At 68.3% G+C, this 21,729-nt stretch carries 20 protein-coding genes; 15 read left to right on the top strand and 5 right to left on the bottom strand.

The window, feature by feature from the left end; translation table 11 throughout:
* Positions 1-83 precede the first annotated feature (83 nt).
* Both rplA and AB4Y94_RS03615 read left to right on the top strand, forming a co-directional pair.
* The gene (gene rplA, locus AB4Y94_RS03620) at positions 84-773 is read left to right on the top strand and encodes a 50S ribosomal protein L1 (RefSeq protein WP_441724871.1); all 690 of its coding nucleotides are present in this window, start codon (positions 84-86) and stop codon (positions 771-773) included.
* Between the two features lie 173 nt (positions 774-946).
* Complete coding sequence (locus AB4Y94_RS03615) at positions 947-1,555, top strand: carboxymuconolactone decarboxylase family protein (protein WP_441724868.1); 609 nt, start codon at positions 947-949, stop codon at positions 1,553-1,555.
* A 61-nt stretch (positions 1,556-1,616) separates the two neighbouring features.
* Here the strand turns inward: AB4Y94_RS03615 and AB4Y94_RS03610 are convergent, their stop codons facing one another.
* Positions 1,617-1,994, bottom strand: a complete 378-nt coding sequence (locus tag AB4Y94_RS03610) for a VOC family protein (RefSeq protein WP_441724865.1) — start codon at positions 1,992-1,994, stop codon at positions 1,617-1,619.
* A gap of 19 nt (positions 1,995-2,013) precedes the next feature.
* Positions 2,014-3,381 (bottom strand): NAD-dependent succinate-semialdehyde dehydrogenase, encoded by a 1,368-nt coding sequence (locus tag AB4Y94_RS03605; protein ID WP_441724863.1) that lies wholly within the window; start codon positions 3,379-3,381, stop codon positions 2,014-2,016.
* A 176-nt stretch (positions 3,382-3,557) separates the two neighbouring features.
* Here AB4Y94_RS03605 and AB4Y94_RS03600 point away from each other — a divergent pair, with 176 nt between their 5' ends.
* From AB4Y94_RS03600 to AB4Y94_RS03590, 3 genes are all read left to right on the top strand, one after another.
* Positions 3,558-4,745 carry an acyl-CoA dehydrogenase family protein gene (locus AB4Y94_RS03600; RefSeq protein WP_441724860.1) on the top strand — a complete coding sequence of 396 codons (1,188 nt, stop codon included), beginning with the start codon at positions 3,558-3,560 and terminating at the stop codon, positions 4,743-4,745.
* A 179-nt stretch (positions 4,746-4,924) separates the two neighbouring features.
* Complete coding sequence (locus tag AB4Y94_RS03595; protein WP_441724859.1) at positions 4,925-5,788, top strand: hypothetical protein; 864 nt, start codon at positions 4,925-4,927, stop codon at positions 5,786-5,788.
* 247 nt (positions 5,789-6,035) lie between these two features.
* On the top strand, positions 6,036-7,070 hold the full coding sequence (locus AB4Y94_RS03590) for a hypothetical protein (protein WP_441724856.1): 1,035 nt from the start codon (positions 6,036-6,038) through the stop codon (positions 7,068-7,070).
* Positions 7,071-7,238: 168 nt separating this feature from the next.
* Here AB4Y94_RS03590 and AB4Y94_RS03585 read toward each other — a convergent pair whose 3' ends face one another.
* Positions 7,239-8,738, bottom strand: a complete 1,500-nt coding sequence (locus AB4Y94_RS03585) for a helix-turn-helix domain-containing protein (RefSeq protein WP_441724853.1) — start codon at positions 8,736-8,738, stop codon at positions 7,239-7,241.
* Between the two features lie 236 nt (positions 8,739-8,974).
* On the opposite strand from AB4Y94_RS03585, the gene AB4Y94_RS03580 reads away from it, so the two are divergent.
* The 3 genes from AB4Y94_RS03580 (at position 8,975) to AB4Y94_RS03570 (ending at position 12,785) form a co-directional block, all read left to right on the top strand.
* Positions 8,975-10,420, top strand: coding sequence for an isocitrate lyase family protein (locus tag AB4Y94_RS03580; protein ID WP_441724851.1), 1,446 nt, complete (start codon positions 8,975-8,977; stop codon positions 10,418-10,420).
* Between the two features lie 38 nt (positions 10,421-10,458).
* On the top strand, positions 10,459-12,159 hold the full coding sequence (gene aceB, locus AB4Y94_RS03575) for a malate synthase A (RefSeq protein ID WP_441724848.1): 1,701 nt from the start codon (positions 10,459-10,461) through the stop codon (positions 12,157-12,159).
* 95 nt (positions 12,160-12,254) lie between these two features.
* Positions 12,255-12,785 carry a GNAT family N-acetyltransferase gene (locus tag AB4Y94_RS03570; protein ID WP_441724846.1) on the top strand — a complete coding sequence of 177 codons (531 nt, stop codon included), beginning with the start codon at positions 12,255-12,257 and terminating at the stop codon, positions 12,783-12,785.
* Here AB4Y94_RS03570 and AB4Y94_RS03565 read toward each other — a convergent pair.
* Entirely contained in the window at positions 12,782-13,765 is a 984-nt protein-coding gene (locus AB4Y94_RS03565; RefSeq protein ID WP_441724843.1) for an NADP-dependent oxidoreductase, read from the bottom strand. The genes AB4Y94_RS03570 and AB4Y94_RS03565 overlap by 4 nt on opposite strands.
* A gap of 74 nt (positions 13,766-13,839) precedes the next feature.
* Complete coding sequence (locus AB4Y94_RS03560; protein WP_441725183.1) at positions 13,840-14,532, bottom strand: YqaJ viral recombinase family protein; 693 nt, start codon at positions 14,530-14,532, stop codon at positions 13,840-13,842.
* 127 nt (positions 14,533-14,659) lie between these two features.
* Here AB4Y94_RS03560 and AB4Y94_RS03555 point away from each other — a divergent pair, with 127 nt between their 5' ends.
* The 7 genes from AB4Y94_RS03555 (at position 14,660) to AB4Y94_RS03525 (ending at position 21,729) form a co-directional block, all read left to right on the top strand.
* Positions 14,660-15,499, top strand: a complete 840-nt coding sequence (locus tag AB4Y94_RS03555) for an IclR family transcriptional regulator (RefSeq protein WP_441724840.1) — start codon at positions 14,660-14,662, stop codon at positions 15,497-15,499.
* Positions 15,500-15,612: 113 nt separating this feature from the next.
* A complete protein-coding gene (locus tag AB4Y94_RS03550; RefSeq protein ID WP_441724837.1) occupies positions 15,613-16,794 on the top strand; it encodes a 4-hydroxybenzoate 3-monooxygenase in 1,182 nt (393 codons plus the stop codon).
* A 23-nt stretch (positions 16,795-16,817) separates the two neighbouring features.
* Positions 16,818-17,594 (top strand): protocatechuate 3,4-dioxygenase subunit beta, encoded by a 777-nt coding sequence (gene pcaH, locus AB4Y94_RS03545; protein WP_441724834.1) that lies wholly within the window; start codon positions 16,818-16,820, stop codon positions 17,592-17,594.
* Positions 17,587-18,150, top strand: coding sequence for a protocatechuate 3,4-dioxygenase subunit alpha (gene pcaG / locus AB4Y94_RS03540; protein ID WP_441724832.1), 564 nt, complete (start codon positions 17,587-17,589; stop codon positions 18,148-18,150). The genes pcaH and pcaG overlap by 8 nt, the downstream gene beginning before the upstream one ends.
* Positions 18,143-19,585, top strand: coding sequence for a lyase family protein (locus AB4Y94_RS03535; RefSeq protein ID WP_441724831.1), 1,443 nt, complete (start codon positions 18,143-18,145; stop codon positions 19,583-19,585). Before pcaG ends, AB4Y94_RS03535 begins: the two co-directional genes overlap by 8 nt.
* Positions 19,582-20,877, top strand: a complete 1,296-nt coding sequence (pcaDC, locus tag AB4Y94_RS03530) for a bifunctional 3-oxoadipate enol-lactonase/4-carboxymuconolactone decarboxylase PcaDC (RefSeq protein WP_441724828.1) — start codon at positions 19,582-19,584, stop codon at positions 20,875-20,877. The genes AB4Y94_RS03535 and pcaDC overlap by 4 nt, the downstream gene beginning before the upstream one ends.
* A gap of 33 nt (positions 20,878-20,910) precedes the next feature.
* Positions 20,911-21,729: a CoA transferase subunit A gene (locus AB4Y94_RS03525; RefSeq protein ID WP_441724825.1), complete on the top strand. Its 819-nt coding sequence runs from the start codon at positions 20,911-20,913 to the stop codon at positions 21,727-21,729.

The following is a 21,729-nucleotide window of genomic DNA, read 5'->3' as shown; positions in this document are numbered from 1 at the left end:
CTCGGAGCCTGACAGCAGCACCACGTGGGAGAGCCAGCCAGGCTCACGAAACCACATCTCAGTTTTCATTACAGGAGATTCACATGGCACAGAAGTCAAAGGCCTACCGGGCCGCGGCCGAGAAAATCGGAGCCGACAAGTTCTACACCCCCACCGAAGCCGTCACCCTCGCCAAGGAGACCGGCTCCGCTAAGTTCAACTCCACCGTCGAGGTCGCCCTCAAGCTCGGTGTCGACCCGCGCAAGGCCGACCAGATGGTCCGCGGAACGGTCATCCTGCCGCACGGCACCGGTAAGACCGCGCGCGTCATCGTCTTCGCGACGGGCCCCGCGGCCGACGCTGCGATCGCTGCCGGCGCCGACGAGGTCGGTGGCGACGAGCTGATCGAGAAGGTGGCCGCCGGCTACACGTCGTTCGACTCCGCCGTCTCCACCCCGGAGCTCATGGGCAAGGTCGGTCGTCTCGGTAAGGTCCTCGGCCCGCGTGGCCTGATGCCGAACCCGAAGACCGGAACCGTGACGCCGGACGTGGCCAAGGCCGTCTCCGACATCAAGGGCGGAAAGATCGAGTTCCGCGTTGACAAGCACTCCAACGTGCACTTCGTCGTCGGCAAGGCCTCCTTCTCCGCCGAGCAGCTGGACGAGAACATCTCGGCCGCGCTCGAAGAGATCGTGCGTCTGAAGCCGAGCTCCTCGAAGGGCCGTTACATTACCAAGGGCGCCGTCTCGACCACGTTCGGTCCTGGCATCCCGCTCGATGTGAACAGCATCTAAGTTCGCTCGAACCGTGCAGGAGGGGCTCGCCGACAGGCGGGTCCCTCCACTCGTTAACCCCCGGTGAGCGGATGCCGGCCGTGGCTTGCTGCGGGGTGCACGACGGCGTAGCCTTCCAGCATCGTGCGGGGCCAGGGTGGCCCGGGCGATCGCGCGCGACGCGAGGTGGCGCCATGACTCACATCCCAATGCCCGATGACTCGGAGGTCTCCGACGAGACCGCGCAGCTGTACCGGGACGAACGCACCAGGGTCGGTTACCTGCCCAATTTCACCCGCGTATTCGCTGGGCGGCCGGCCGTCTACCGCGGCTGGATGGCGTTGAACGGTGCGGTCAAGGCGTCATCCGACCCTCGGGTCTATGAGCTGGCGACCGTCGCGGCGGCCGCCCGGCTGGGTTCCAGTTACTGCGTGCTGGCGCACGGAAAGGTGCTGGCGGAGCAGCACTTCCCCGCAGAGGTGGTCGCGGACCTGGTCCGGGACCCGGCCTCGGCCGACATCACCGCCGCGGATCGCGAGGTGATGCGCCTGGCTGACCGGGTCGCACACGACGCGGCGGGGATGACGCCGGCTGACCTGCAGCCTCTCCGCGATGCGGGATTCAGTGACGACCAGATCTTTGACGTCATCCTGTCGGCGGCGGTCCGCTGCTTCTTCAGCAACGTGCTGGAAGCAGTCGGAGCGGAGCCGGACGCGGCGTATCTGGACCTCGACCCGGCCCTCCGGGATGCGCTGAGCGTCGGACGGCCGATCGGATCCGCGGCAGCGACAGAGGGAACCTGACCGCGGAGGAACCATGCAATCGGCGACTGCCGGTTCGGCGGACCGGGTCGACGCTCGGCGGTCACGGGTCGTGGCGGGGTTCGTGGCTGACCAGTCCCACCGTGTTGCCTTCGCTGTCGCGGATGAATGCCATCCACTCGTCCGTTCCGGCCGGCCCCAGGCTGTCGTCAGTGTGACTGAAGATCACGTGCGGCTCCGCGACGACCTCCACCCGGAGTGCCCGCATCCGCTCGACCGTCGACACCACGTCGTCAACCTGCAGGTAGACGAGAGCGGATGCCGCGGCGCGCTCGAGCAGCAAGCGGGAGCGTCCCACGTTGAAGAAGAGCAGGCCGGGGGGATCGAAGCGCGCCGCGGGCGGACTGCCCAGCAGCACCTCGTAGAAAGCGGCGGCCCGGTCGAGGTCGTCGGCGTGCTGGGCAACCTGCAGGATTTCCATCGTGACCTCCGCGCCGGTATCAGCCGATCCGGATCATTTTCTTGTTGACGAACTCTTCCATCGCGAAACGACCCAGCTCCCGGCCGAAGCCGCTTCGTTTGACACCGCCGAAGGGGAGTTCGGCACCGTCGGCGCCGACGACGTTGACGAAGACCATTCCGGCTTCGATTCGGTCGGCGACCCGGAGCGCCTGGTCAGGGTCGGTGGTGAACAGGAACGACCCCAGGCCGAAGGGGGTGTCGTTGGCCTTGCCGATGGCGTCATCCTCCGAGTCGGCACGGAACACCATCGCGACCGGGCCGAAGAACTCCTCGTGGTAGGCGTCGTTGTCCGGGGTGACGTCGGTGAGCACCGTGGAGGGGAAGAAGGTGCCGTCCCGGTTGCCGTTCGACACGACGGTCGCGCCCTGGGCGACGGCCCGGTCGAGTTGCTCCTGCAGCCGGTCGGCGGCCGCAGCGGAGGACAGCGGGCCGAGCACGGTGTCGGCCGCGGTCGGGTCGCTGGGTGCCACCGCGGTGAGGGCGGCGGTGAACTTCTCGAGGAACGGCTCGTAGAGCTCGCCCTGCACGATGAAGCGCTTGGCGGCGTTGCAGGACTGGCCGCTGTTGTCGAGGCGGGCGGCGACGGCGGAGTCAACTGCCGCGTCGAGGTCGTCAGTGCTCAGCAGGATGAACGGGTCTGAACCGCCGAGCTCAAGGACGACCTTCTTCAGGTTGCGTCCGGCGACCTCGGCCACCGCAGCACCGGCCCGCTCCGAGCCGGTGAGCGAGACCCCCTGCACGCGACGGTCGGCGATGAGGGTCGCGACCTGGTCGTTGCTGGCATAGATGTTGACGTAGGCGCCGTCGGGGAAACCGGCATCCTGGAAGATCTGTGCGATCGCGGCAGCCGACTCCGGGCACTGCGACGCATGCTTGAGCACGATCGTGTTGCCGACGATGAGGTTCGGCCCCGCGAAACGGGCGACTTGATAGTAGGGGAAATTCCACGGCATGATGCCGAGCAGCACGCCGAGCGACTGGCGGCGGATCAGGGCCGAACCGTCGCCGGCGCGGAGTTCGATCGGCTCGTCCTTCAGGAATTCCTCGGCGTTCTCCGAGTAGTAGGCATAAATGTCCGCGCTGAAGTCGACCTCGGCGAGGGCCTGTTCGATGGGCTTGCCCATTTCCCGCACGATGATCCCTGCGAGCTCGTCGCGTCGTTCGGTGTGCAGTTCGCCGACCCGGCGGATCAGGGCAGCGCGCTCGCTGACGGTGGTTGATCGCGACCACGTCCGGTGAGCCGCATCCGCTGCCGCCACCGCGGCGTCGAGCTGCTCGTTCGACATCGTCGGATACGTGTCGACCGTTTCTCCGGTTGCCGGGTTGATCACTGCATACTCCGTCATCGGTTCCTCCTCCTCGGCGCGCGCCGTGCAACACCCGGGAAGGGTGGCGGCGGTGCATCCCTCCCGCCAGCCTAGAGGGAACTGCCTCTCGCAGGCCATGGCCCTGCCGTCAGACACTGCCCGGAGACGGCTAGTCTGGTCGCGGAAGTCGCCGAGGTGGTGGCGAGGGGAGAGCCGTGACAGGAGAAGCTTCGAGCAGGCGCGTCTCGTTCGTGGACGAGGTCTTCGACCTGGACGGCCTGCTCAGCGACGAGGAACGCGGTTGGCAGAGTAAGGCCCGCTCGTTCGCGACCGAGCGCATCCTGCCCACGATCGAGCAGGATTTCGAGAATCAGTACTTCCGGCGTGAGCTGGTTCCGGAGCTCGGCGCGGCAGGCTTCCTCGGCATGCACCTGACCGGGTATGGCTGTGCGGGGGCCGGCGCGGTGAGCTACGGCCTCGCCTGTCTCGAGCTCGAGGCGGCGGACAGCGGATGGCGCACCTTCGTCTCCGTGCAGGGGTCGCTCGCCATGACCGCGATCCACCGATTCGGCTCCGACGAGCAGAGGCAGCGCTGGCTTCCCGGGATGGCGTCCGGTTCCTGGGTCGGCTGCTTCGCGCTGACCGAACCGACCGGCGGCAGCGACCCGGCGGGCATGCTCACCACGGCCAGACGGGACGGCGATGACTGGGTCATCGACGGCGCCAAACGCTGGATCGGGCTGGCCAGCATCGCCGACGTCGCGGTGGTGTGGGCGCACACGGATGCCGGCGTGCGCGGTTTCCTGGTCCCGACGTCGACGACTGGTTTCGCCGCGACGCCGATTGATACGAAACTCTCCATGCGCGCCTCGATCCAGTGCGACATCCGCTTGGATGCGGTTCGCGTCCCGTACTCCGCGATGTTGCCCGGGGCGAGGGGCTTGTCGGGGCCGTTCAGCTGCCTGAACGAGGCGCGGTTCGGTATCGTCTGGGGCGCGATGGGCGCGGCACGCTCCTGCCTGGACGCAGCAATCGGTCGCGCCCGCGCCCGCGAGGTCTTCGGCAAGCCGATCGGGGCGACCCAGCTGATCCAGGCCAAGCTCGCCGACATGCTGGTCGAATACGAGAAGGGCGTGCTGCTGGCACTGCACCTCGGCCGGCTGAAGGAGCGCGGCGCCCTCACCCCGGCTCAGATCAGCGTCGGCAAGCTCAACAGTGTGCGCGAGGCACTGCGGATCGCAAGCGAGGCGCGGGCGATCCTCGGCGGTGACGGTGTCACCAGCGAATTCCCGGTGATGCGGCACCTGGCGAATCTCGAGTCGGTGCGCACCTACGAGGGCACCGACGAGATCCACCAGCTCATCCTGGGCCGGGCCCTCACCGGCCTGAACGCGTTCGCCTGAGGCGCCACCGTCTCCGGGGGCGCGGGCGACCCTGCAGGAGATACCGACCCGCGCGGCAGGCCGGCCACATTCCTTCGCCTTGTGGCGACAGGGTGCGCAGGCGCACAATGACACTTCAATGACCGGCCCTGTCTCCGCGTCGTGGTCACGCATCCGGTCTCGAACAAGCGAGGTGCGTAATGGCAAGTGGAGCCGACGAATCCGGCGATGACATGGTGGTTGGGCGCACCAATGTGAGCGAGGAGCGAACCCTTCTCCTCGCCAGCAACGGCGACAACGCCCCCGACGGTTACGGCGAGGATTTCGTGCTCAACGTGTCGACGAAGGACGACAAGGTGTTGGTGTCGTCGTCACACGGCGTGGACGCGATTCACGCCAAGGGCACAGTCGCGTTCCCGACCGGCGGCGCGATCGGGACCATCCCGGCCGGCAACGGCGTCATCGCGCAGGGGATCAACGGCGCTGTCGGCTATGTGCACGAGGTCGCCCGTGACAAGAACCTGGAGAATTCCGTCGGCGCCGGCGTGCTCGGCGTCGGGGGTGCCGGGGCCGCCGGCGTGTTCGGCACCGGGCAGAACGGCGTGGTCGGGTATGAGCAGGCGACCCCACGCGACGTCGCCTTCGAGACCGCCCAGCGGGCCGGAGTGCTCGGCCGCGGCGAGACCGGGGTCAGCGGAGACGGCGCGAACGGGCCCGGAGTCTTCGGCCGCGGCCTTCCCGGCGTCCAGGGGCTCTCCGCCGGCGGCCCAGGCCTGCTGGGGGAGGGCCAGACGGGCGTGATCGCAACCGGCAACGACGGACCCGGAGTGATCGCATCCTCACCCGCGGAGCAGGGAGCCGTGCTGGAATCGAAGCGGATGGCCCAGCTCTGGCTGGTGCCGCTCCGCATCCAAAGCCCGCTGGATCTCCCGCGGTCGAACGCCGGGGAGCTGTTGACCACGATCTGGGCCGACAAGGAGCAGCGCGGCAAGGAGATCACCAGCCTGTGGTTCTGCACGGTGGGTGGCGACCCGACGCAGGCGAACTGGGTGAAGCTCGCCTAGATCCTCGAGCGCCGCCGGCGCTGGCAGGGGCCCGCGCGCAATGAACGCCGCTACGCGCGCTGAACTGCACGCGCGCGGGGGCGTTCAACCCGCGCTCCAGCATTCGGTGAATGGATGTCGTGGCGTTTCGACCTGCGCAGCGGCATCCAGCACGCGCACCTCCTCAACAGGTCCCGCAATCGCAGCGTTGTCCACTGAAACCTCAGTCTCCTCCTCGCTGAAGCTCAAGACGGCGCACATTTGACGGATGGATCCAGAAATCAACGCAGGGGCTTGGGCATCGGCCGCGCATGGGCCCGCTGTTGCAGCACCGCCTCGGGGCCCGGCCGACGTCCTGATCTTTTCGAAGGATGTGAGTGGCGCCTTCGGAGCAGACATGCGCCCCAGGCGGCTCGTCGATCGCGGGATCCTGCATCGGCTCAATCGGGGCCAGTACGTTGCCCAGCGCGAATGGGAGCTCCTCAGCAAGGACCAGCGTTATCAGGTGCGAGTGCTGGCCGCGGCAACCTCCCGCACGGCGCCACCGCCGCTGAGTCATGAGTCGGCCGCCGTCATGTGGGGATTCCCGGTGCTCGGCGCGTGGCCGCTTGAGGTGCATTTTCTGAGCGGACGTACGTCAGGAGGGCGCTCATACAGCGGGATCCGGATTCACGCCGTGGGATTCGATGCCCGCGATGTTGTGATGCGCGACGGCGTGCTTGTCACCACCGTTGAGCGTACTGTCGTCGACCTCGCTGCGCGCCTGGACGTGAAGTCAGCTGTAGCCGTGATCGACCGCTCCCTCGCGGTAGATCGATTCGGCCGGGTCCCGCCCCTGACGAAGAAGGTCAAGCTACGCGAGACGTTAGAGCGTATGCTGCCATTCCGGGGATCCGTCAGGGCTCGGGCCCTCATCGAGTTCGGCACGGAGCTCTCGGGTTCGACCGGGGAATCGTGCAGCAGAGTCGACATCGCACTGAACGGGTTCCCCGACCCGGTTTTACAGCAGACATTCGTGATCGACGGCACGAGCTACGACACTGATTTCTTCTGGAGGGAATTCGATTCTGTTGGTGAGTGTGATGGCGATTCCAAGTATTTTGACCCTGCGATTTTGAGGGGACGGACCACCGCCCAAGTGGTGAAAGCCGAAAAGGACAGGGAAGACGCGATTCGGCGGAAGGTTGCTGCCTTCGCACGCTGGAACAGCGCAATCGCGATGAGCCAGTATCGGTTACGCGACCGATTGGTCGAGCTCGGGCTCCCGCCTGGACGTCCAAGACTGCAACTGGCGACACGGTGAGGTCACTTGCTCGCGCGCGGGTTCAACGCCGTTACGCGCGGTGAATTCGTCCCGCGCAACGGCGTTCGTCCCGCGCGTAGTGAATTCGATGACGGATGCACCGGCCGTTCAACGCGCGCAACGGCGTTCGTGCCGCGCGTGCCCTCCGTCGTGCCGGCCCAGCGTGGCTCAGCGCGGCGCGTGCGCCTCGAGGAACTGGAACACCTCGGTCTCGTCCACACCCGGGAAAGTCCCCGTCGGCAGCGCCGCCAGCAGGCTGGTGGGGGTGCGGGCGGCAGGCCAGGCCTGTCCTGACCAGCGCTCGAACAGTTCATCAGGTGCGCGGCGGCAGCAGGACTCGTCCGGACAGCGCGACACCGCCCGGTTCACAGTCTCGCGCCCGCGGAACCACTTCACGTGCACGAACGGCACGCCGACACTCACCGAGTAGTCGCCCTCCTTTGCCTTTTCAATGCGGGAGGTGCACCAGAAGGTACCGGAAGAGGTGTCGGTGTACTGGTACCAGGGGCTGAACCGGTCTTCGACGTCGAACACGGTCCGCGCCGTCCAGCTGCGGCACACCGTGGTGCCCTCGACCGCCCCGAGGGCGTCGCTCGGGAACCGCACGGAGTCGTTCTCGTACGCCTTGATGATGGTGCCCGATTCGTGCACCTTCATGAAGTGCACCGGGATGCCGAGCCGGGCGGTGGCGAGGTTGGTGAACCGGTGGGCGGCGGTCTCGTACGACACCGCGAACGCGTCCCGCAGGTCCTCCATCGAGATGCGGCGCAGGTTCTTGGCTTCGGTGAGAAGTTTCACGGTATCCCGCTCGGGCAGCAGGATCGCCGCGGTCAGGTAGTTGGTCTCGACTCGCTGGCGCAGAAAATCCGCATAACTTCTCGGCTCATCGTGCCCGCACAGGTGGCTGGCGAAAGCCTGCAGGATCGGTGACCGCGAGTCGTGGGATGCCGACTGCTCGGTCGGCAGATAGATCCGGCGGTTGCGTTTGTCGGTCACCGACCGCGTCGAATGCGGCAGGTCGCCCACATAGTGCAGTGAGTAGCCGAGGTGCGTCGCCATGTCCGCAACCACCTGGTGCGACACCGGTCCGCCGGTGTGCCCGACGGCGCCGAGAAGCTCGAGCGCCTGCTTCTCCAGCTCAGGAAAGTAGTTGTCGCGGCTGCGCATCTCCTTGCGGAGTTCGGCGTTGGCGCGCCGGGCCTCCTCGGGCGTTGCCGCCCGCTCCCTGTTCAGGCGCTCGATCTCGTTGTGCAGCGCCAGGATCGTGCGCAGCGTTTCGTCGTTCTGGCCCTTGCTGACCCGCGTCGCCGGTAGTCCGAGCGCGGTGAACACCGGCCCGTGCTGGGCTCGTTCCACGGCGATCTCGAGGGCATCGCGCTCTGACGGGGGTTCGGCGCTCATCAGGTCATCGACCGTGGCACCCAGTGCGGCAGCCATGAGCCGGAGCATGGCGAGGCTCGGTTCCCGCTTGCCGTTTTCGATGGTCGACACCTGCGATGGTGCCCGGCCAACGGCTGCGGCGAGGCGCTCGAGGGTCATCCCTCGCTCACGACGCAGCAAGCGGATGCGACGCCCCAGCGTGAGCGCGTCGAGTCCGTCGTGCTCGGTGGTGGCGGAAGCGGCCGGAGCGCGGGACGGCCGACGGGTGGGCGGATCGACGATGACCATGTCTCATGCTCACACGGGCCGAATGTTCTGACAAACAGAAGAACACCGCTTCTTCTGTCGATGGACCTGGTCTGGGCCGGCTGCGGTGGCCACACAGTTGGTGCACGGCCCCACCACGGCTGCACCACTGCCGCATCCCAGGCCCACCATCGACCCCCGTGGCGTCCCCTGGTCCCCGCACAGCCCCGCAGAACAGCCCCGCACCACCCCCAGCACGTCACCGACAGGAGCAAACCATGACCGACCACACGCCCAGCGCATCGCCCCGCATCCCTGCCTCCCGCCCCGGCGACCAGACCCAGACCGCCGCCGAACTCGCACTCGAGTGGGCTGCCGACCCGCGCTGGGACGGCATCCGTCGTGACTACACGGCAGAGGATGTCATCGCCCTACGCGGCTCGGTGCGGGAGGAACGCACCCTGGCCAGGCGAGGCGCCGAGAAACTGTGGGAGCTCGTCAACCAGAACGGCACCGCGGAGAATCCGGAATGGGTCTCGGCCCTCGGCGCCCTCACCGGCAACCAGGCGGTGCAGCAGGTGCGCGCCGGCTTGAAGGCGATCTACCTGTCCGGCTGGCAGGTCGCCGCCGACGCGAACCTGTCCGGCCAGACGTATCCGGACCAGTCGCTCTACCCGGCGAACTCGGTTCCGGCCGTCGTGCGCCGGATCAACAACGCGCTCCTGCGCGCCGACCAGATCGAGAGCAGCGAGGCATGGGTCTCGACCCCTCGACAAGCTCAGGACGGCGCGGGCTCGACCACCGATGGCTCGACCACCGATGGCTCGACCACCGATCGCTCGACCACCGCTGGCTCGACCACTGAACCCCGCGACTGGCTCGCCCCGATCGTCGCCGACGCGGAGGCCGGCTTCGGTGGCCCGCTCAACGCGTACGAGCTGATGCACTCGATGATCGAGGCGGGCGCTGCCGGCGTGCACTGGGAGGACCAGCTCGCCAGTGAGAAGAAGTGCGGCCACATGGGCGGCAAGGTGCTGGTGCCCACGGCACAGCACATCCGCACCCTCAACGCGGCCCGGCTGGCAGCGGATGTCGCCGGAGTTCCGACGGTCGTCATCGCCCGCACTGACTCCCTGGCTGCAACGCTTATCACCAGCGACATCGACCCCCGTGACCAGGGGTTCCTCACCGGCGACCGCACGGCAGAGGGCTTCTATGACACCCGCAACGGCATCGATGTCGTCATCGCCCGCGGCCTGGCCTATGCGCCGTACGCCGACCTGATCTGGGTGGAGAGTAGTGAGCCGGACCTCGAGCTCGCGCAGCGATTCGCCGCGGCGATCCACGCCGAATTCCCCGGCAAGAAGCTCGCCTACAACTGCTCGCCGTCGTTCAACTGGAAATCCCACCTCGACGACGCGCAGATCGCAGCCTTCCAGCGGGAGCTCGCGAAGGCCGGTTACACGTTCCAATTCATCACGCTGGCCGGTTTCCATGCGCTCAACCACTCGATGTTCACGCTCGCGGCGGACTACGCCGAGCGCCAGATGAGCGCCTACGTCGACCTGCAGGAAGCCGAGTTCGCAGCCGAGAGCGCCGGTTACACCGCGACCCGCCACCAGCGGGAGGTCGGCACCGGCTACTTCGACCGGATCGCCACCGCGCTGAACCCGACCAGCGCCACCCTCGCCCTCGCCGGATCCACCGAGGCCGAACAGTTCTAACCCACCTCACCGACACATTCTTCGAAGGAGATACGACCATGAACACCACACCAACGGCAACTCTGGATCGCCGGGTCTCGACAGGCTCGACCACCGGGACAGGCTCGACCGCCGCCACCGGGAACGGAAGCTTCGCCACCATCCGTCCGCACCTGGAGGTCACCGGCCCGATCGGCGACCGGTACGACGAGATCCTCACTCCCGACGCCCTCCAGTTCCTGGCCGACCTGCATGAGCGGTTCGCCGGCATCCGTCATGACCTGCTCGCCGCCCGCCTCCGTACCCGGGTCGACGCCGCGAACGGCCGGGACCCGAAATTCCTGCCCGAGACCGAGCACATCCGGCGCGACCCGGAGTGGCGGGTCGCCGGCGCCGGGCCGGGGCTCGAAGACCGGCGAGTGGAGATCACCGGCCCAACGGACCGGAAGATGGCCATCAACGCACTCAACTCGGGCGCCCGGGTGTGGCTGGCCGACCAGGAGGACGCCACCAGCCCCACCTGGCCGAACGTGATCGAGGGCCAGCTCACCCTGCTCGACGCGATCCGCGGTGACCTGCGCTTCACCAGCCCGGAGGGAAAGCAGTACCGGGTGACGGATGCCGCGGCCACGCCGACAATCGTCCTGCGTCCTCGGGGTCTGCACCTGGTCGAGAAGCACATCTCCTTCGTGGACCGCGCAGGCCGGGCAATGGCGGCCTCCGGGAGCCTGATCGACTTCGGACTGTACTTCTTCCACAACGCGCACCGGTTGATCGAGCAGGGCAGTGGGCCGTACTTCTACCTGCCGAAGCTCGAAGGCCACCGCGAAGCGCGCCTCTGGAACGAGATCTTCACCTTTGCCGAGCAGTGCCTGAACATCGCACATGGCACCATCCGCTCGACCGTGCTGATCGAGACGATCCAGGCCGCGTTCGAGATGGAGGAGATCCTCTACGAGCTGCGCGACCATTGCGCCGGGCTCAACGCCGGCCGCTGGGACTACATCTTCAGCATCATCAAGACCTTCCGTGCTCGTGGCGCCCGGTTCGTGTTCCCCGATCGCACCCAGATCACCATGACCGTGCCGTTCATGCGCGCGTACACGGAGCTGCTGGTGGCCACCTGCCACCGTCGCGGCGCACATGCGATCGGCGGCATGAGCGCCTTCATCCCGAACCGGCGCGACCCGGTTGTCACAGCGCTGGCGCTGGAACGCGTCTCAGCCGACAAGCGCAGGGAGGCCGGCGACGGCTTCGACGGCACCTGGGTCGCTCACCCCGACCTGATCCCCACCGCGCAGGCCGAGTTCGACCGGGTATTCGGCGACCAGCCGAACCAGCTGGAGCGCACCCGGGATGAGGTGGAGGTGACGAAAGCGCAGCTGCTCGACATCGCATCCATCGGCGGCACCATCACCGAGGCGGGAGTGCGGGACAACATCCGGATCGGCATCCGCTACATCGAGTCCTGGCTTCGGGGTGCGGGCGCCGCAGCGATCGACAACCTGATGGAGGACGCCGCGACCGCGGAGATCTCCCGCTCACAGGTGTGGCAGTGGATCCACAACAACTCCGTCACCGCCGAGGGCACGCGCATCGACGAGGCCTGGGCTGACCAGGCGCTGGCCGATGTGGTCTCGTCGATCGAGCGCACGCCCGGCGACCGGTTCGACGATGCGCTCGCCGTGTTCCGTGCCTCGGCGCTGGAGCCGGAGTTCCCGACGTTCCTCACCGTGGGGGCTTACGCCCGCTTCTTCTGAGGCTCGTGCCGCGCCGGGCTGGCAGTTCCACGAATGTGGGACGACTCCCAGCCCGGTGGCGCGTGCGAGGAGTTCACCGGTCGTAATATTGGCGCATGACCGTCACGATCCGCCAGGCGCAGCCAACGGATGCCGCCGCGCTGGCCAGCCTGGCCGCCGCCACATTCGCCCTGGCCTGTCCGCCCGGCACGTCGCCGGAGGCGATCAACGACTTCATCCGGAACAACCTGAGCGAAGCCTGCTTCGAGCGCTATCTCGTCGACCCGGACCGGGACATCCGCCTGGCCCTGAACGACGACGTCGCCGCCGGTTACACCATGCTCGTCTACGGCGAGCCGCACGACGCGGATGTCGCCGCGGCGATCACCCGCCGGCCGACGGTGGAGCTCAGCAAGGTCTACGTGCTCGGCGAACACCACGGTGCCGGCGTCGCGGCTCCGCTGATCGCGGCCACCATCGATGCCGCGCGCGCGCGGAACGTGGCCGGGGTCTGGCTGGGGGTGAACCAGCGGAACGCCAGGGCCAGCCGGTTCTACGCCAAGAGCGGATTCGAGGTCGTCGGGGAGAAGACGTTCATGGTCGGCCCCGAGCTCCACCACGACTACGTGATGGAGCAGGTCTTCTAACCTTCCGCCACCCGGAGCACGATCTTGCCGCGGGTGTGGCCCTCCTCGAGCAGGCGGTGCGCCTCGGCGCCCTCGGCCAGGTCGAACACCCGGTCAACGTGCACCCGCACGCGCCCGTCCTCGATCAGGGCGGTGATCTGGTCAAGCACCCGGGCGTCGCCGGGCACCTTGTAGCCGGTGGCGCGGATGCCCGCCGCTACCGCCTCCTCCATCATGGTCGGCCAGCTTCCGGTGGGCGCGTTCACCAGGATGCCGCCGGGGCGGACCACGCCGAGTGAGCGGGTCCCGGTGTCGTCGTGCACGTTCCCGATCAGGTCGATCACGGCGTCGAGCCCCGAAACCTCGTCCTCGAAGCGCGCCCTGGTGTAGTCGATGACGGCGTCGGCGCCCAGCTCGCGCAGGAACTCGAGGTTGCGGGTCGAGCCGGTGGCGGTGACATGCGCCCCGGCGACGTGGGCGAACTGCACCGCGAAGTGGCCGACGCCCCCGCTGCCGGCGTGCACCAGCATCCGCTGCCCGGGCGCCGCGCCGGCCAGCTGCACCATGCCCCACGCGGTCATCGCGGCCAGGGGCACCGCCGCGGCTTCGATATGCGTGAGGTTGGCGGGTTTCCGGGCGACGCTCAAACTCGACACCGGCAGATAGTCGGCGTAGCTGCCCGTCGTGCGCGGCACCCGGCCCATTCCGTACACCTCGTCGCCCGGCTGCAGCGGGAACGCCTCGTACGGCGCCTTCACCACGACGCCGCTGAAGTCGTTGCCGAGTACCGCCGGCCAGCTGCTGATCGCCGCTGACGAGCCACGGCCGGCCCTGGTCTTGGCGTCGATCGGGTTGATGCCGGCCGCGACCACCCGCACCACCACTTCGTCCACCACGGCCACCGGCGAGGGCACCTCGGCCAGGTGGAGTTCTGCCGGTTCCCCGGTGCGGTCGATGACGAGCGCGCGCATAACGGTCGGGATCTCGAGTGGGTCTGCCATACCTTCATTCTGGGCCATGTGCACGTCGCACCGCAGTGCACAGCAGAGGACCGCCGAGGTGGGAGAAGACCGGGTCAGACCCCGCGGTACGCCGGCGCGTAGATGTCCTCGGGCGGATGCTCCGCCTCGCGTTGGCGCTGCCGGGCCAGGATTTCAAGCAGCTGGTCTGCGAAACCGACCAGGATGGCGATCTGGTCCTCGTCGCGGTCGACCCACCGGCACTCGGGTTCCCGGCTGACCGGCACGAAGTCCAGGTGCTGTTCCCAGACCACGAGCGTGCGGTCGGCGCCCAGCACATACTGCTGCCACCACACCTGGCGCAGATAGGAGCGCGGGATGCTGCGCCACGGCTTGCTGGTGGTCTTGATCTCGGCCAGCTGGAGCTCGCCGGACGCGCTGACGACCACACCGTCGGGAGTCGCCAGATGGCGCGGCTGGCCGTGGGCGTGGTAGAGGTTGGTGCTCGGTTCAATGCCGTAGCGGTCCAGCACCCAGGCCGCGATCTCCGGTTCGCGGGCACGACCATGGTCAGTGAACGGGTTGCCGCTGAATCCGGTGCCGTGGATCTTGTCGTACGCGGCATTGTGCACCGACTTCGCGGTGGCCAGTTTGGCGACATCCGTTGCGGTGATGCCGCGACTTCGCGCCCGCAGCCATCCGACCCGGTCGGTGGAATCGGCGACGATCCGCAGGGTGTGCGGTGCCGGTCGTGGCGGCGGGGGCAGGGCCGGTGACGGATGCTCGTCCAGGTCGAACAGGGAGAGCATGGTGTCGGTCACCCCTCTATTGTCGCCCCTCGGCGGGAGACGGGGCGCAAGCGGATCGGTGTCGTGCGGCATCCACCGACAGCAACGGCATCCGCCGACGGCAACGGCATCCGCTAGCGTGAGGGTCATGTCAGGGAAGCCGGCGCGGTCAAGGGCGAACGGTGGCGAGGCTGAGGCCGGCGCGGTGGATGTCAGCACTGACGACCGCGGGGTCGCCGCGCGACTGTTCGCCATCCTCGACGCGTTCACCGCGCCCACGCCGGCGGCCTCACTCACCCTGAGCGCAATCGCCGAACGCGCCCGCCTGCCGCTGTCGACCACGCACCGCCTGGTCGGCGAATGGGTGGCCTGGGGCGGCCTCGCGCGGCAGGACGATGGTCGTTACACGCTCGGGATGCGGCTCTGGGAGGTGGGCGTGCAGACTCCCAGCGCCCGCAATCTCCGCACCATCGCGCTGCCCTACCTGGAGGACCTCTACGAGACCACCCGCGAGCATGTGCACCTGGCCATCCTCGACGGCACAGACGCCCTCTACGTCGAGAAGCTCTCCGGGCACCACGCGGTCCGCGTGATCTCCCGGGTGGGTGGCCGGCTCCCCCTGCACTCCACCGGCGTGGGGCTGGTGCTGCTCGCATACGCCCCGACCGACGTGATCCAGGCGTACCTGGACGAACCCTTGCAGAAGTTCCTGCCGCAGACGGTGACCTCGTCCGACGAACTCCGGAAGCGCCTCGCCGTCATCCGGGCGCAGGGGATCGCGGTGATGTCCGAGGAGATGACGGCGGGGTCAAGTTCCCTGGCCGCGCCGATCAGGGACCGGACGGGCCAGGTCGTCGCCGCCGTGTCGATCGTGACCCGCACCGACCACAACCCGAGCCCGCAACCCGACCCGGGGCAGGAGCAGGCGGTGCGCCTGGCCGCCCACGGCATCAGCCGGGCGCTCGGCTACCGCCGCTCCGCCCCCTGACCAACGCCAGCTCCCGGGGGTTTCCACTCAGTGGAAACCCCCGACGGTGGCGCACCGGGGCCAGCCAGAATAAGGCAACCCCACGCCGACGTTGCCAGGAAAATGGTCGCACCGTGTCACATGAAACCACCCGAGTCGCCATCATCGGCGCCGGCCCGGCCGGCCTGCTCCTCAGCTGGGCGCTCCGCGACTCCGGGATCGACTCGATCGTGGTCGAGAATCGCTCGCAGGACTACGTCCTGGCCCGCATACGCGCCGGCGTGCTCGAGCAGGGTTCTGTCGAGACCCTGACCCGGCTGGGCCTCGGCGCCCGCATCAGGAGCGAGGGCATGGTGCACAACGGCATCTACCTGCAGGCCGCCGGCGAGCGGCACAACGTGAACTTCCATGACCTGATCGGCCGCACCGTCACCGTGTACGGCCAGCAGGAGGTCGTGAAAGACCTGGTCGCCGCGCACAGCGACGCCGGTTCCACCATCTACTACGAAGCAGCGGATGTCGCAGTGCACGACCTCGAATCCGCCCGGCCGCGCGTCACGTTCGGCCACGCCGGCGAGCCGCACGAGATCACGGCGGACTTCATCGTCGGCGCCGACGGATTCCACGGCGTCTGCCGCGCGTCGATTCCCGACCGCGACATCACCCTCTACGCCCATAGCTACCCGTTCGCCTGGCTCGGAATCCTGGCGGACGTTGCGCCGTCCACAGACGAATTGATCTATTCCCTGCACGACGACGGCTTCGCGATGCACTCGATGCGCTCGCACACCGTCTCCCGGCTGTACCTGCAGGTGGACCCCGCAGAGGACATCGCGAACTGGTCGGACGACCGCATTTGGGACGCGCTGCAGACCCGGCTCGGCGTGCCCGGCTGGACCCTGCATGAAGGCACAATCACCGAGAAATCCATCACCCCGATGCGCAGTTTCGTCGCTTCCCGCCTCGACTACCACAGCCTGTTCCTGGTCGGCGATGCCGGCCATATCGTGCCGCCCACAGGCGCCAAGGGACTGAACTCGGCGATCTCCGACGTGACCATGCTCGCCGCCGGGCTGATCGACCACTACGCCGGCGACGACGCGACACTCGGCCGCTACGGGGAGGCCGCGCTCGCCCGGCAGTGGAAGGTGCAGCAGTTCTCGCAGTGGATGACTGAGTTGCTGCACCGGCATCCCGGCGACCTGCAGTCGAACGAATTCGACTACCGCAGCCAGCTCGGCCGGATCGACTACGTCACCCACTCCCTCCACGCCCAACGGATGCTCGCTGAGCAGTACACCGGCTTTCCGCTCTGACCCCCACCGAGAGAAGCACGATCATGACGACGCTGTCCTCCCAGGACGAGATCACTGCCGAGATCCTCGCGACCGAAGCGGATGCCCGCAGCACGGTCGAGGAAGGCGGTGCGCCTGAGCTGCATCCCCGCCGCGACTATGCGCCGTACCGCAGCTCGATACTGCGCCACCCCACCCACCAACTGGTCCGGGCCGACCCGGAAGAGATCGAGCGGACGAGCCCGGCGTACGGGCACACCGATGTCGGCATCCTCGAGAGCGACCTCACCATCGCCCACTCGGGGGAGCCGATCGGCGAGCGCATCACCGTCAGCGGGCGGGTGCTCGACGGTGAGGGCCGTCCGGTGTGCAACCAGCTGATCGAGGTGTGGCAGGCGAACGCCGCCGGCCGCTACGTGCACAAGCGAGACCAGCACCCCGCCCCGCTCGACCCGAACTTCACCGGCGTCGGCCGCGCCATCACCGGCGACAACGGCGAGTACCGGTTCCAGACGATCAAGCCCGGGCCGTACCCGTGGCGGAACCACGTCAACGCGTGGCGACCCGCCCACATCCACTTCTCGCTCTTCGGCACCGCGTTCACCCAGCGCCTGGTCACCCAGATGTACTTCCCCGGCGACCCGCTGTTCGCGCTCGACCCGATCTACCAGTCGATCACCGACCCCGACGCCCGGGCCCGCCTCATCGGTCGGTACGACCACGATCTGAGTGTGCCGGAATACTCGCTCGGCTACCGCTGGGATATTGTTCTGACCGGTCCCAAGTCCACCTGGATGGAAAGCGAGGAAGCCCATGACTGACGCGACATTCCGGCAGACGCCGTCCCAGACGGTGGGACCGTTCTTCGGCTACGCGCTGCCCTACGAGAAGGGCGCCGAGCTGGTTCCCGGGCACCACACGAACGCCATCCGCTTCCACGGCACCGTGCTCGACGGCGCCGGCGAGCCGGTGCCCGATGCGCTGGTCGAGATCTGGCAGGCCGACGAGAGCGGCGTCATCAGCCGCGCACAGAACAGCCTGGAGCGAGACGGTTACACGTTCACGGGTTTCGGCCGCGCTGAAACGACGCTGGCCGGAGACTTCACGTTCACGACCGTCAAGCCCGGCCCGGCCTCCCCGGGCGCCGCACCGTACATCCTGGTCACGGTGTTCGCCCGCGGCCTCACCCACCACCTGTTCACCCGGGCCTACTTCCCCGAGAACGGCGAGGCCAACGACAGCGACACCGTGCTGGCCATCGTTCCCGCCGACCGCCGGGAAACCCTGATCAGCGTGGCGGACGGGGACGCGTCGTACCGGTTCGACATCCGCTTGCAGGGCGAGAACGAGACAGTCTTCCTGGATTTCGATGTCTGAACAGGATGTCGGATTACTGAACCCGCTCGGGCAGGGCACCCGTGAGGCCGAACTCACCAGCGACGCCGCCTGGCTGCAAGCGCTCGTCGACGCGGAACTGGCGCTCACCCGCGCACTCATCGACGCCGGGCTGGTTCCCGACTGGATGAGCGGCGTCTGCGACGAACTGGCGGCTGCCGCCCTCGACGTGGTAGCCATCGCCGCCGCCGGCCGCGGTGGCGGCAACCCGGTCATCCCCCTCGTCAGGCATCTGGGCCGTGCGGCCGACGCAGTGCGCGCCGGAGCGTCCGACCACATCCACGTCGGCGTCACGAGCCAGGACGTGCTCGACACCGCCGCCATGCTCATCGCAAGCCGGGTGACCGCGGACGTCCGCGCCCAGTTCGCGGCACTCGCGACGACCCTGTCGGCCCTTGCCGACCGGCACCGCACCACGGTCATGGCCGGTCGAACGCTCGGGCAGCAGGCCTCGCCCACCAGCTTCGGTTTCGTCGTTGCCGGCTGGCTTGACGCCGCCGTCACCGTACTGCAGGGCCTGGACCGGGTGCGGGGCAGCCTTCCCGTGCAGTTCGGCGGCGCCGTCGGAAACCTGTCGGTGTTGACCGAGATCGCCGGTGCCCGGCGAGCGGATGCCGCTGCCGCCGTCGACCGGGCGCGTGCCCGGTTCGCGGAGCGGCTCGGCCTGTGCGATCCGGTCGTGAGCTGGCATACCAACCGGGTGGTCATCACCGACCTCGCCTCCGCGCTGGCCGCCGCAGTCGGGGTGGCCGGACGGTTCGCGCTGGACGTCTCGGTGCTCTCCCGCACCGAGGTCGCCGAAGTCTCTGAACGGCTCGGCCACGGCGAGGGCGGCTCGAGTGCGATGCCGCACAAGCGCAACCCGGTGACCGCAGTGCTCGTCGTCGCTGCGGCTCGGCAGGCCCCCGGGCTCATCGCAACCCTCTACGGAAGCCTTCTCGCCGAAGACCAGCGCCCGAGCGGCGCCTGGCACGCCGAGTGGCAGCCCCTGCGCGACCTCGAACGGCTGGCGATCGGCGCCAGTTCCGGGGCGGCATCGCTCGCCGAGCGGCTCGACGTCGACTCCGAGCGGATGCGCGCCAACCTCGACCTCACCGACGGCCTGGTCTTCAGCGAACGGGTGACGACATTGCTCGCCGAGGCGCTCGGCAAGTCCCGGGCATTCGACCTGGTCACCCGCGCCTCCCAGGAGGCAGCGGCCACCAATCGGCCACTGCAAGTGGTGCTCTCCGGCGCACTCGCCACCGACGGCACCGGCGACGAACTGCGCCGCACGGTATGGGCGGCGTTCGACTACTCCGGCGACCTCGGCCAGTCCGATGCCGCCATCGACCGGGTGCTGGCCCGTTTCGCGCAGCTCCCGGACCCCGCTGCGCCCTCACCCGGCGTTGCGCCCTCAGAATCGGAGGCCTCATGAGCAAGCCCACCATTCGGTGCACAGTGACACCGGTTCGAAGCGGAGCGCCCGACGCGCAGCTGATCGTGCTCGGCCCGTCGCTCGGCACCACGACCGCCCTCTGGGAGGGCGCGGTTGCCGCCCTCTCCGAGCAGCACCGGGTGCTCTGCTTCGACCTGCCGGGTCACGGCTACAGCCCCGCAGCGGCAGAGCCGTTCACCGTCGCCGAACTCGCGGCATCCGTTCTCGATGTTGTCGACTCGATCGGCGGCGGCTCATTCCACTACGCCGGAATTTCGCTCGGTGGGGCCATCGGGCTGGCACTCGCGGTGAACCACCCGGAGCGCCTGCAAAGCCTGGCCGTGATCTGCTCGGCCGCGAAGATCGGCACGGACGAGAGCTGGCGGGAGCGCGCAGCGCAGGTTCGTGCCAGCGGCACTCCCTCCCTGGTGCGCAGCAGCTCAGAGCGATGGTTCGCACCCGGGTTCCTGGAGCGGAACCCGTCGGCAGGATCGTCGTCCCTGGAGACGCTGATGGAGGTCGACGACGAATCGTACGCGCGGTGCTGCGAGGCGCTCGCCGGCTTCGACCTGCGGGAGGCCGTTTCCGGCATCGGCACGCCGACCCTGTGCGTGTCGGGGGAGTTCGATGTCGCCACCCCGACCGCGCTTGTGCAGGAACTCGCCGACGCGGTTCCCGGGGCACGGTTGGTGACGATCCCCGGGGTTGCGCACCTTCCCGCCTATGAGGCACCGGATGTTGTGGCCTCCCTGGTCATGGCGCACATCCAGGCCGTTGAAGGGGGCACCGTCGATGTCGGCACCGTCGAAGGCAGTACCGCCCCGCAGCATGACCCGCTTGGCGGCGGCGCGGCCCGAGCCACGACTCCCACCTCGCCCACCGCGGCAGAGACGTACACGGCGGGAATGCGCGTGCGGCGGGCGGTGCTCGGCGACGCTCATGTGGACCGGGCTACCGCGGCGATCACCCCCGAAACCGCTGACTTCCAGGACTTCATCACCCGGTATGCGTGGGGGGAGATCTGGACCAGGCCCGGCCTTGACCGGCGCACCCGCAGCTTCCTCACGATCGCATCGCTGGTCACCGGTGGGCACGAGCACGAACTCGCGATGCACGTGCGCGCCGCGCTGACGAACGGGCTCACCCGAGCCGAGATCAGCGAAGCGATCATGCACACCGCGATCTACGCCGGGGTTCCGGCGGCCAATTCAGCACTCGGCGTGGCACGCGATACCTTTGCAGTGATGGACTCCGCAGCGGATGCCGCGGCGAGTTCTGACCTCATCTCCTGACTCTTGACCTCTGATCCAACGAAGGACAGCCCCATGGATAAGACGTACTCCTCCGCGGCCGCAGCCGTGGCCGACATTCCCGATGGTGCCTCGCTGGCAGTGGGCGGCTTTGGGTTGGTCGGCGTACCGATCGTGCTGATCAGGGCTCTTCTGGCCCAGGGAACCACCGACCTCCGTGTCGCGTCGAACAACTGCGGCGTGGACGGCTGGGGTCTCGGTGAGCTGCTCGCCGCCGGTCGGATCAGCCGGGTGATCGCCTCCTACATCGGCGAGAACAAGGACTTCGCCCGCCGGTACCTCGGCGGCGAGCTTGAAGTGGAACTCACGCCGCAGGGCACCCTCGCCGAGCGGCTGCGCGCCGGCGGCACCGGGATCCCCGCGTTCTTCACCGCCAGCGGGGTGGGCACCATGGTCGCCGACGGCGGTCTGCCCTGGCGCTACGGGCCTGACGGTGAGGTGACCGTGAAGTCCCCGCCCAAGGAGACCCGCACCCTCACCACGTTCGGCAAGGAGACCGAGTACGTGCTCGAGGAGGCGATCGTCACAGACTTCGCCCTGGTGCGCGCGGCCAAGGGAGACCGGCACGGCAACCTCGTGTTCGAGAAGTCCGCCCGCAATTTCAACCCGCCGGCGGGCATGGCCGGTCGGATCACGATCGCTGAGGTCGACGAACTGGTCGAGCCCGGTGAGATCGACCCGGACCAGGTTCACCTGGCCGGCATCTACGTGGACCGGATCATCCAGCTCACCCCCGACGAGGCGTCAGACCTGCCGATCGAGAAGGTGACCACCCGGGCGAAACCCGGTGGGGCATCCGCTTCTGCCAACGGCACAGCGAAGGAAGGCAACTGA

Origin of the sequence: Glaciibacter sp. 2TAF33, assembly GCF_052114945.1 — a bacterium.
Taxonomy (GTDB): domain Bacteria; phylum Actinomycetota; class Actinomycetes; order Actinomycetales; family Microbacteriaceae; genus Cryobacterium.
The sequence above is the reverse complement of the archived record's forward strand: the minus strand, read 5'-3'. Positions and strand labels throughout refer to the sequence as shown.